The organism is Selenobaculum gibii, from assembly GCF_030273445.1.
Lineage (GTDB): Bacteria > Bacillota > Negativicutes > ICN-92133 > ICN-92133 > Selenobaculum > Selenobaculum gibii.
Window position 1 is genome coordinate 721729 of the sequence record NZ_CP120678.1, and the last position, 9470, is coordinate 731198.

Genomic DNA, 9470 nt, shown 5'->3' on the forward strand with positions numbered 1-9470 from the left:
AAATCAGAAAAAAAGGAGTATACTCTATTTTTGTAAAGGATAACAAATTTTATCTTAGAATTACATAGGAGAAATAGGTGTCGAAAGACTTAATAGGGAAGTCCGGTGAAAAACCGGTGCGGTCCCGCCGCTGTAACAGGGAGTAAGGCTACATGAATGTCACTGGGAGAAATCTTGGGAAGGCGTAGCTAAGCAATGATCTGGAGCCAGAAGAACTGCCTATTTAACAATCACCGTTAGACCTGCGAGCGATGGGGAGGAGATTTCTGAATTTTATTGACATGTTTTTATGTTAAGATTATTTTGAATTTGTAGTCTTCTGTCTATCATAGGCAGAGGACTTTTTTATTTTTTAGATTAGAATTTATATGATAATGAATGAAAGATTTGACAATTAAATATAAACGGGAAACAGGTGAATATTTATTGCTAATTTATTAAAGCAAGTGCAATAAATAAACTTTATGGGAAAGTTCGGTGAGAGTCAAACTCAATTCCAACGCTGTCGCGCAACTGTAAAAGTGAGCTATCGTATCGAAAACCTCTTGCAAAGGGATAGGATAGCAATGAACTTAAGTCAGAGCACCAACTGTTTCTAGCATCCAAGGAGTGTCTGCGCAGTACAGATCTGGGTTATAAAATGAGTCTGAATAAAGTATTTTATTCGGAAAATTTTCGCTGATGAAAATGCGTTGAAAGGAAGAAAGCATTTCTTTATTCTTCAACAGTTATTTTTTCGTTGAAAAGTGAATTTTTCATTTTGTAAATCCAGAAAAGTTAAAATTCAAGCATGGTGGCTTCATATAGGGATTCTAACAGGATTAAAAATGTGAAATTTTGTCTCGTAAAATGAAAAGAAAATTTTTATTGGCGATAGAAAGTTTCACATTTTTTATTCTAATTTATATAAATAAAAATTAATTTATCATTATTTTAATTTATAGCTAAGTTGATTGTTCTTGTATTAAGCATAAGGTAGAAGAGTTATCTTCGAGCAATAGGTGTAAAGAAAGGAAGGTTTTTGACTATAAAAGTCAACGATGTAACGTGAAGAAGATAAAATATATGATTGAGGAAATTGAAAACAATATAAAAAATAATGACAAAGAAGAAATGATTACCATTTCAGCTCGTCATTATGTTGCATTGCTAAAAGAGTTAAACAAACTGCGTTTTAAATATGCACAACGGGGTAAAAAAACGCAGAATAAGAAGTTAAGAAAATCAATCTAAAGCAAAGTTAATAAAAAATAAATAGTGAAGAAATAGGTGTCGAAAGACTTAATAGGGAAGTCCGGTGAAAAACCGGTGCGGTCCCGCCGCTGTAACAGGGAGCGAGGTTACATTTATGTCACTGGGAGAAATCTTGGGAAGGCGTAGCCAAGCGATGATCTGAAGCCAGAAGAACTGCCTATTAGACAATCACCGTTAGACCTGCGAGCGATGGGAAGGGGATTATGATGCTAGGAGTATTTCCTATGCAACCATATCAACTTCTGTCAAACGTGGCAGAAGTTTTTTTATTTATTGAATTTTATAAGTAAGGATGAGAATGAGTAAGATGAAAAGCAAAAGGTTATATCAAGGCAAAATAAAAAACACACATCGTTATCAAAAAATTGCGGCATGTGTGGTTTGTACGTTGGCTTTAGGTTTTGCTATGCCAAATGGAATCGTGTGGGCAGATGAAGCAAAGCAAGAGGCTGATCAGATGAATGAAGAAGTAACAGAAGCAAAAGAACCAGTAGTATTGGCAAGTACAGATAGTGAGCTAGATAGTTATACGTTAGATACGGTTACCGTTGAAGCAAAACGCCCTGACTGGGAATCAAAATTATCGCCAGGCACAGTGACGGTTATTCGCCCGGATGATTATAAGGGCGAGCAGAAAACACTGCCGGAACTTCTCAAAATGGTACCGGGGGTACATGTAAGAGAAGTAAATGGGAAAGGGCAATATACGACAGTCACGGTTCGTGGGTCAACCTCGGCGCAGGTTGGTGTCTTTGTCGATGGCGTATTATTCAATCTCGGTGGCGATGCGGCGGCGGATATCTCGACTATTCCTGTCCAAAATGTCGAACGAATTGAAGTATATCGTGGCTATGTACCGGCAAGGTTTGGTGGCACCTATATGGGAGGCGTAATCAATATCGTAACGAAACGCCCAACGAAAGCCAATATCGATGCATCCGTTGGTAAAAGTTCCTACGATGGGTTCCAAGGTGCTTTACAGATCGATGCTCCACTAGGTTCTGGCAGTATTATGTTTGGACTCAATCGCGACCAAAGTGATGGTGATTTTAAATATACGAATAAATCGGTAGATACTAGCCTTTATGACGGATATGTTAAAAAATTAAAAGATTATACGCATCAAACCGATGGGAACGGAAAAATACGATTAGATCGGATGGTTTCGACTTTACAAGCGAATGGATATGATACTCTAAATGCTTATTCTGGGCTGACCCAAGATAACCTTCGAATAACGCTTGCAACCGATCCTAATTTTTATGCAGCGTTAAATAAAGCGTCGGAACAATTGCGCCCAATTAATAATGCCCATGCAAATTATATCGGATATTTTAAAAGTTATATTGATAATATAAGGCTTTACCAGAAAGACATAGATTCAACGAGTACAACAGATCGTTGGCGTAAAACGAATGATTACAAAAATACGGATGCAATTTTAAAATGGCAGGATGATCATTGGCTGGCAAAATACACTTGGAAGAAAATTGACCGTCATTATCCTTTCCCGCTGAATGCGAATTATGGAAATATACCTAATATAGATTTGCCAGGATATCTTGACCCAATCTATAACTACCGTCATCAGGACATTACCAGCAAAGAAACGTTAATTGGACGGCGTGATACAGTTGGCAATTTAGAATGGGGGTGGAGTGTAAACTATCTCGACCAGACTAAACGCTATGCAGTAGACGATTGGCAGGAAAAAGAAAAGGTCGATACGACGGTGAATTGGCGTTCGCCAAACTATTACTGGAGCCAATATGACATGGATAAATTAGGCTTTAAAATTGATGGAACTTATAAAATCGGCGATAAGCATCTGTTCGAGTTTTTAATTGATACTTCAAAAGAAAAGATGGATATGGATGGTTGGCGGTTAAAACAATATCAACAAGCTACGATAAGTGTCTTTAAACGGTGGCGTACCTATTATGAACAGAAGCTGTTCAATGCCCAGATTCAAGATACGATTACTTTAAACGAGAAAGGTGATTTTTGGTTGACGCCAAGTATTCGCTATAATCGATCAAATATCTATGGGCTGAGCAATGGTTACGATCAAAACTCCGATCCGCAGAATATTAAATGGCTGCATCAGGCGGATGACCAGACGGATAGTAAAACAACTTGGCAGCTAGCGCTGAAAAAGCAGGTCAATGACAATTTAACACTTCGTGCAACGGGAGGTACATATTTTAGACTACTGAATATGTATGAAATCGCCGGTGATGGTGCAGGCATTTTACCCATGCCAAATATTGGAGGGAGTGATAGCATTTTTCCTCGCCCGGAAGAGGGGTCACAATGGGATTTTTCCGCCATTTGGGATGGACAAATTTTCGGCACGGAAAGCAGCAAAATTCAACTGACGTATTTTGGTCGTGATTCCAAGCGGATGCTGCAGCTAGGCACCTGGAATAATTTCTTTTTCGTTTATACCAATGCGGCATCGGCAAAAGTGAATGGCTTAGAGATTCAAGCGGATTTATCCTGGAAGAAATGGGACTTAAACTTGCAAGGAACTTATACGAAGCCGAAAGATGTTATCTATGATTTGAGTAAATTGCCGGGGGCTGGTTATTGGGGAAATAATGGTGTATTCCCTGGTTATCTGACTTATCAACCGGAATGGGAAGGAACGATGCGGCTGACTTATCGTCCGAGTACCCAGTGGGGGATTTTTGGTCAACTTCGGTATGTAGATAGAATGCGTACTTCTCTCTATAATGATGGAGCTGCTGGAGAACAGTCCTCGTTGACGACTTTGGATTTAGGTGTGAAGTATAAGCCGAATACGAATACACAAATTATCATCGGGGTCAATGATCTCCTTAATAAAGCGAATGATATGTATCAAACGAATCCATTTTATCCGAATTGGGAAGCGTCAAATATCCAGTATCCAATCCAAGGGCGTACTTACTACGCAACTTTGCAATACAATTTTTAACTAATTTTACTTGAAGGGAGGTGGTGCCGTTGAGCTAGGATAAGGTGTGTTAAAAGGAAAATAAAAGAACAAAAGGGAGAGGTTTATCATGAGTGAAAATTTATTTGCGTATACAGCGACAAATGCAGGATATTCTACAGGAACCGCCGGAGCAATTCACGGTGACAGAACTGCAGCTTCATCAACGGTGTTTACGGCAGTAAAGAATAAAATTGGGTCAGGTTTAAATGGTGATCCAGCATTCTTTAATTTTTTTGAAGGAAATAGCAGTCGGTTGGTTTTACGTCAATATACGTATAGCACTACGGACTTAAGAGCAAATCAAATTATTGCACCACAGGGCAATTGGCAAGCTCCTTTAGCTACGCCAACTTGGTCAGCGGTGGCAAATTTGCACGGTGTAGCAAATTATAGCAGTAGTTGGCTATATGCAACAGGATATGATTTATCAAAAATCGCGGTTGTGAACATGGGGACCGACTATAGTCAAGACTTTGAATATAGTTTCCCAACAAGTTTTACGAATTTTACGAATCCCTATGCGGATGGTGTTTTTCATGGTGAAGCTATGGTTGTAGTTGGTACTTCGCTGTATGCATTGTTTTATGTCAATAAAGGCAGTGGATACGGAACTTATTATGACAGCATTGTAGCAAAGTTTAACATTGATACCGATTTGGGGGAACTAACTTTTGATAGCTATGTCACAGCAGGAAAAAATTCCTTTACACTGGATTTATATAATAATAAGCTCTATGTTTGTTCATTGGGTGGTATGCAGAATGCAGGTAGCGGCAATGCGGAAACGAAGCTCAGTATTATTGATTTGAGTAACTTTACCCAAGCTGGAGTTACCCATGTGACGATTGACAATCCAACGACGAATGGTGATTTTCGTGATATTTCTATTGTGAATGATAACCATGTGTACTTATTCCTTGGTCACTATGATGTAAGTTTTGGTAATTTAGTTGGTGGTGTTTATCATACAACATTGGCTAATTTAACAACACCAAGCAATTGGACAAAGATTATTGATGTGAATTCTATGGGGTATCTATGGGGGATTCATGCGGATGGTTATCGCTTATGGTTTGTTAAAGGAACGCCAATTGATGTTTTTGATGGAACGCCAACTGCAACAGTTACAGCAAGCAAATCATTCAGTATTACCGACATGAGCGATTTTAATGGTGGTAATTTGAACTCAGCTTGCTTTATTGCACCGGATGTGGTTACCGGAGCAGGTAAACTGAAAGCTGCAGGCGTTTCTGCACCGTCAGCATCCAAATCCCTTGCTTCACATATTCGCTTAGCACGTGAAGCCCGTGAATTAGCAGAAAAGTGTAAAAAATAAAGAGCGTATGCGGTTGATATAGAGTGTTGAAGAGCATTAGGAAAAAGTTAGACCTAGGCTTTTTATTTTCTAGGTCTAACTTTATATTTAAATGAGAAAGCCAAGAGGAATAGTGATGAAAAAATGGTTTCTAGTGGGTGCTTTTATTTTGTTGTGTAACATGTTTTTTTCTGTATGTTTAGCAATGGAAGCAAATAAAGATTCAGCAATAGATTGGGAAATTAGTGTGAAGGAAAAACTTACACCAGAGGAGCTAGAAGCAATGCGCTGGACGGAGGTATTTCAAAATGAATTGGCGCAATATTTTTTCGAAGTGAAGTCGATTCAACCAGACAGCGCAGATAAAGATCAAATACATGTTACTGTAAAAGCAATCTATAAGGATAAAGCGGTGATTAACAATCTAAATGAATATTATCGAAAAGATTTGGAGGAGGAAGATATCATAGCTTGTAGTGAGATGCAGATGATTTTTCAGCTTCATAAAAGAATGTATGCAGTAAAAAATTTAAAATTGTATAGCTCCAAAAGAGTGCTTATTGTGGAGCAAACGAAAGATGTAAGTTTTGTTCCGGTGCCAGTGAAAACTTTTGCTGATACGATGTACGAATTTGTTCGAAAGTGTGTACAAAATTAATAGGTATATGTTAACGATGAAATATTTAGAAATTTATAATAAATAAAAATAAAAGGAGTATACTCTTATTTTGTAATAAGTTGACTAATGATACAAAAATATATAACGAAGAAATAGGTGTCGAAAGACTTAATAGGGAAGTCCGGTGGAAAACCGGTGCGGTCCCGCCGCTGTAATAGGGAGCGAGGCTACATTATGTCACTGGGAGAAATCTTGGGAAGGCGTAGCCAAGCGATGATCTGGAGCCAGAAGAACTGCCTATTTAACAATCACTGTTAGACCTGCGAACGATGGGAAGGGGATTATGAAGTATAGGTTTGTTTCCTATGCCCTCATACGACTTCTGTCAAACATGGCAGAGGTTTTTTTATTGAATTTTATAAATAGGGATGAGATTGAGGAAGATGGATAATAAATGGTTATATCAAATCAAAACGAAAAAAAAGCGCCGCTATCAAAATATAGCAGCGTGCGTAGTTTGTACGTTAGCTTTGGGAGTTGTTACACCAGCTGGGATGGTTTGGGCTGATGAAGCACAGCAGGATATTGAAAAAATATCAAATACAGAGAATGAACTGGACGAGTATACGTTAGATACTGTTACTGTTGAAGCAAAACGCCCAGATTGGGAATCAAAATTGTCGCCAGGCACAGTAACTGTGATTCGTCCTGACGATTACAAAGGTGAGCAGAAAACATTGCCGGAACTCTTGAAAAAAGTTCCGGGAGTACATGTACGTGAAGTAAATGGGAAAGGACAATATACAACTGTAACGGTTAGAGGTTCAACAGCAGCGCAGGTTGGGGTTTTTATAGATGGGGTTTTATCAAATTTAGGTGGAGATGCAGCTGTTGATATATCTACAATTCCTGTTGATAATGTTGAGCGGATAGAAGTTTATCGAGGCTATATACCAACTCGTTTTGCTGGAACTTTTATGGGTGGTGTTATCAATATAGTAACGAAGAAACCCACCAAGGCTAATATATCGGCAGAAGTTGGCAAATCCTCTTATGGTGGTACAAGGGCAGCTTTGGAAATAATGAATCCATTAGGTAGTGGTAGTTTGCTGATTGGAATTAATCATGATGGCAGTGATCAAAATTTTAAATATGAAAATTATGCAGCTGGAAGAAATATATCGGATGTTCAGTTAAGCATAAATTCGTTGCAAGAAGACGTTGATGATTTTAATCCGAAAATGATAGATATGTTAACAAGCGGAGGCAAACCGCTTATTTCTATGAGTGATTCAGATAAAGATTATTACAAAGCTAATTTTGATGCGTGGATAGAATTTATTAGAAGCACAGGCGATAAAAGCTTAAGTCATGCGATAGAAGATAATGCAAAAAATGTAGCACAAAAGTCTTCCATGAGTACTTTTAGACAAACGATGATTGACATGGGGATTAAAGATCAATATATTGCTGCTGGATATCCTGAAACTGGATGGACTAATTGGTGGGATTTTGCAGGTGAGGATTGGAACTACCATGGTAGTGAAACGGGGATTATAGATGATAATGTTAAGAATCAAATTATTGATACATATGTGCAAAATACAACACCTAAAATTATTGATGAATGGACAACTATTGTTGATCCGGATAAAAGTACGTCATTAGCAAGTTCGAAAGAAGAATTAGAAGCGGCTAAAAAGAAACTTAAGGCGTTGCAGGATAAAGAAAGATACCGCAGATATAACGATTATAAAAAAGATAGCGCTATGATCAAATGGCAGGATGATAATTTTGTGATTAAAGGAAGTTGGAACAAAATTCAAAGGCATTTACCTGATAGTTTATGGGGAGATAGTGTTAGCGATGCAGCCACGAATGCATTAGTAGATACAAAAGATATTTTTTATGCATCAAGTCGTAAACAGGAGCTTGAGAATAGTGAAATTCTTTTACAAAATAGGGCGCAATATAAAAAGTTGGAATGGGGCTGGATGATCGACTATCTTCATCAAGATAAAAAATATAGAACGGAACATATGTTAGATTATCCTAATAATTTTAGATGGAATAATATTCCGCTAAGAGAGTGGAGTCATTACCAATCTGATAAATATAATGTACAGCTTGATGGGAATTATCAAATTAATGATAATCAGATGTTAGAATATCAATTTAACTTTTCTCATGAAAAGTTAAACATTAAAGGTTCGTTACTGGATAAAGTTCTTGGTGATGATGTTATAGGAAATATATTAGGACAAACTCGCAATAGATATGAGCAAGATTTATTTAATATGCAGATTCAAGATGCGATTACATTGGATAAAGAAGGTACATGTATATTGACTCCAAGTATTCGCTATAATCAATCAAAAATTACAGGCTTTAGTGATGGAAAACGTTTCCCAGTGAATCAAAGTAATAAATTTCATTGGTTACATCAAGAAGACAGTCAGACGGATGGCAAAGCTACTTGGCAATTAGCGCTGAAAAAAGAATTTAATGATAGCTTTAGTCTTCGCATGACAGGTGGTACTTATTATAGACTGCTTAATATGTATGAAATTGCCGGTGATGGTGCCGGAATTTTGCCGGCGTCACGAGATGGAAGTAGTTCAAGTTTTCCATTGCCGGAAGAAGGGATGCAGTTCGATATTAGTGCTTTGTGGAACGGCAAAACCTTGGGGGCAGATAATAATACTACTTTAACTTATTTTTGGCGTGATTCAGATAATATGCTTCAATTAGTGCGTGCAGGTCTTGATTATTGGTCTTATTTTAATGATAGCCGAGCTAAAGTGCATGGTATTGAGTTAGAAAGCCAATTTAAGTGGAATAAATATTCTTTAGATTTACGCACGACTTACACTAAAGTAAATGCGCAGAAAAAAAATACAGCAGTTAATTATCCGTATACCGATATATGGATGACTTATCAGCCAGAATGGGAAAGCAGCTTGCGTTTAACTTATACACCGAATAATAAAATATCTATTTTTGGTGAATTACATTATACAGATGAATATTTTACTAGTACCAGTCGGGATTCTCGTGGTGGCAATTATGCTTATTTGTCGGGGAAACCGGTGAGCTCTTTAACTGTAATCAATACAGGCGTTAAATGGAAACCAGAGAAGGATTGGCAAATTAATATCGGTTGTAATGACATCTTTAATAAAGGACCTAAACAAAAAATCTATAGTCCTATTGCCTTTACTGAAGATGGGTATATCAATGCAGAGTTTCCCTTACAAGGAAGAACTTACTATGCAACCGTTAGATATGAATTTTAAATGAGA

Annotated in this window: 5 protein-coding genes and 4 riboswitches; all 5 genes read left to right on the forward strand. The window is 37.6% G+C overall.

Annotated features, from left to right (window positions below):
• Positions 1-58: 58 nt before the first annotated feature.
• Positions 59-237, forward strand: a riboswitch (cobalamin riboswitch).
• Positions 238-395: 158 nt separating this feature from the next.
• Positions 396-608, forward strand: a riboswitch (cobalamin riboswitch).
• A gap of 457 nt (positions 609-1065) precedes the next feature.
• The 5 genes from P3F81_RS03380 to P3F81_RS03400 all read left to right on the forward strand — a co-directional run bounded on the left by P3F81_RS03380 (position 1066) and on the right by P3F81_RS03400 (position 9464).
• Positions 1066-1233: a hypothetical protein gene (locus P3F81_RS03380; RefSeq protein ID WP_309320621.1), complete on the forward strand. Its 168-nt coding sequence runs from the start codon at positions 1066-1068 to the stop codon at positions 1231-1233.
• A 17-nt stretch (positions 1234-1250) separates the two neighbouring features.
• Positions 1251-1429, forward strand: a riboswitch (cobalamin riboswitch).
• A gap of 282 nt (positions 1430-1711) precedes the next feature.
• Complete coding sequence (locus P3F81_RS03385) at positions 1712-4213, forward strand: TonB-dependent receptor (RefSeq protein ID WP_434064766.1); 2502 nt, start codon at positions 1712-1714, stop codon at positions 4211-4213.
• 88 nt (positions 4214-4301) lie between these two features.
• Positions 4302-5570, forward strand: coding sequence for a hypothetical protein (locus tag P3F81_RS03390; protein ID WP_147667688.1), 1269 nt, complete (start codon positions 4302-4304; stop codon positions 5568-5570).
• A gap of 115 nt (positions 5571-5685) precedes the next feature.
• A complete protein-coding gene (locus tag P3F81_RS03395; RefSeq protein ID WP_147667689.1) occupies positions 5686-6207 on the forward strand; it encodes a hypothetical protein in 522 nt (173 codons plus the stop codon).
• A gap of 98 nt (positions 6208-6305) precedes the next feature.
• A riboswitch (cobalamin riboswitch) is annotated at positions 6306-6483 on the forward strand.
• A 128-nt stretch (positions 6484-6611) separates the two neighbouring features.
• Positions 6612-9464 (forward strand): TonB-dependent receptor, encoded by a 2853-nt coding sequence (locus P3F81_RS03400; RefSeq protein ID WP_309320623.1) that lies wholly within the window; start codon positions 6612-6614, stop codon positions 9462-9464.
• Positions 9465-9470 lie beyond the last annotated feature (6 nt).

Bases quoted from the DNA above. Each gene is read 5' to 3' on its own strand.
- P3F81_RS03390 (WP_147667688.1), top strand. From the start codon at position 4,302: ATGAGTGAAAATTTATTTGCGTATACAGCGACAAATGCAGGATATTCT.
- P3F81_RS03395 (WP_147667689.1), top strand. From the start codon at position 5,686: ATGAAAAAATGGTTTCTAGTGGGTGCTTTTATTTTGTTGTGTAACATG.
- P3F81_RS03380 (WP_309320621.1), top strand. From the start codon at position 1,066: ATGATTGAGGAAATTGAAAACAATATAAAAAATAATGACAAAGAAGAA.
- P3F81_RS03400 (WP_309320623.1), top strand. From the start codon at position 6,612: ATGGATAATAAATGGTTATATCAAATCAAAACGAAAAAAAAGCGCCGC.
- P3F81_RS03385 (WP_434064766.1), top strand. From the start codon at position 1,712: ATGAATGAAGAAGTAACAGAAGCAAAAGAACCAGTAGTATTGGCAAGT.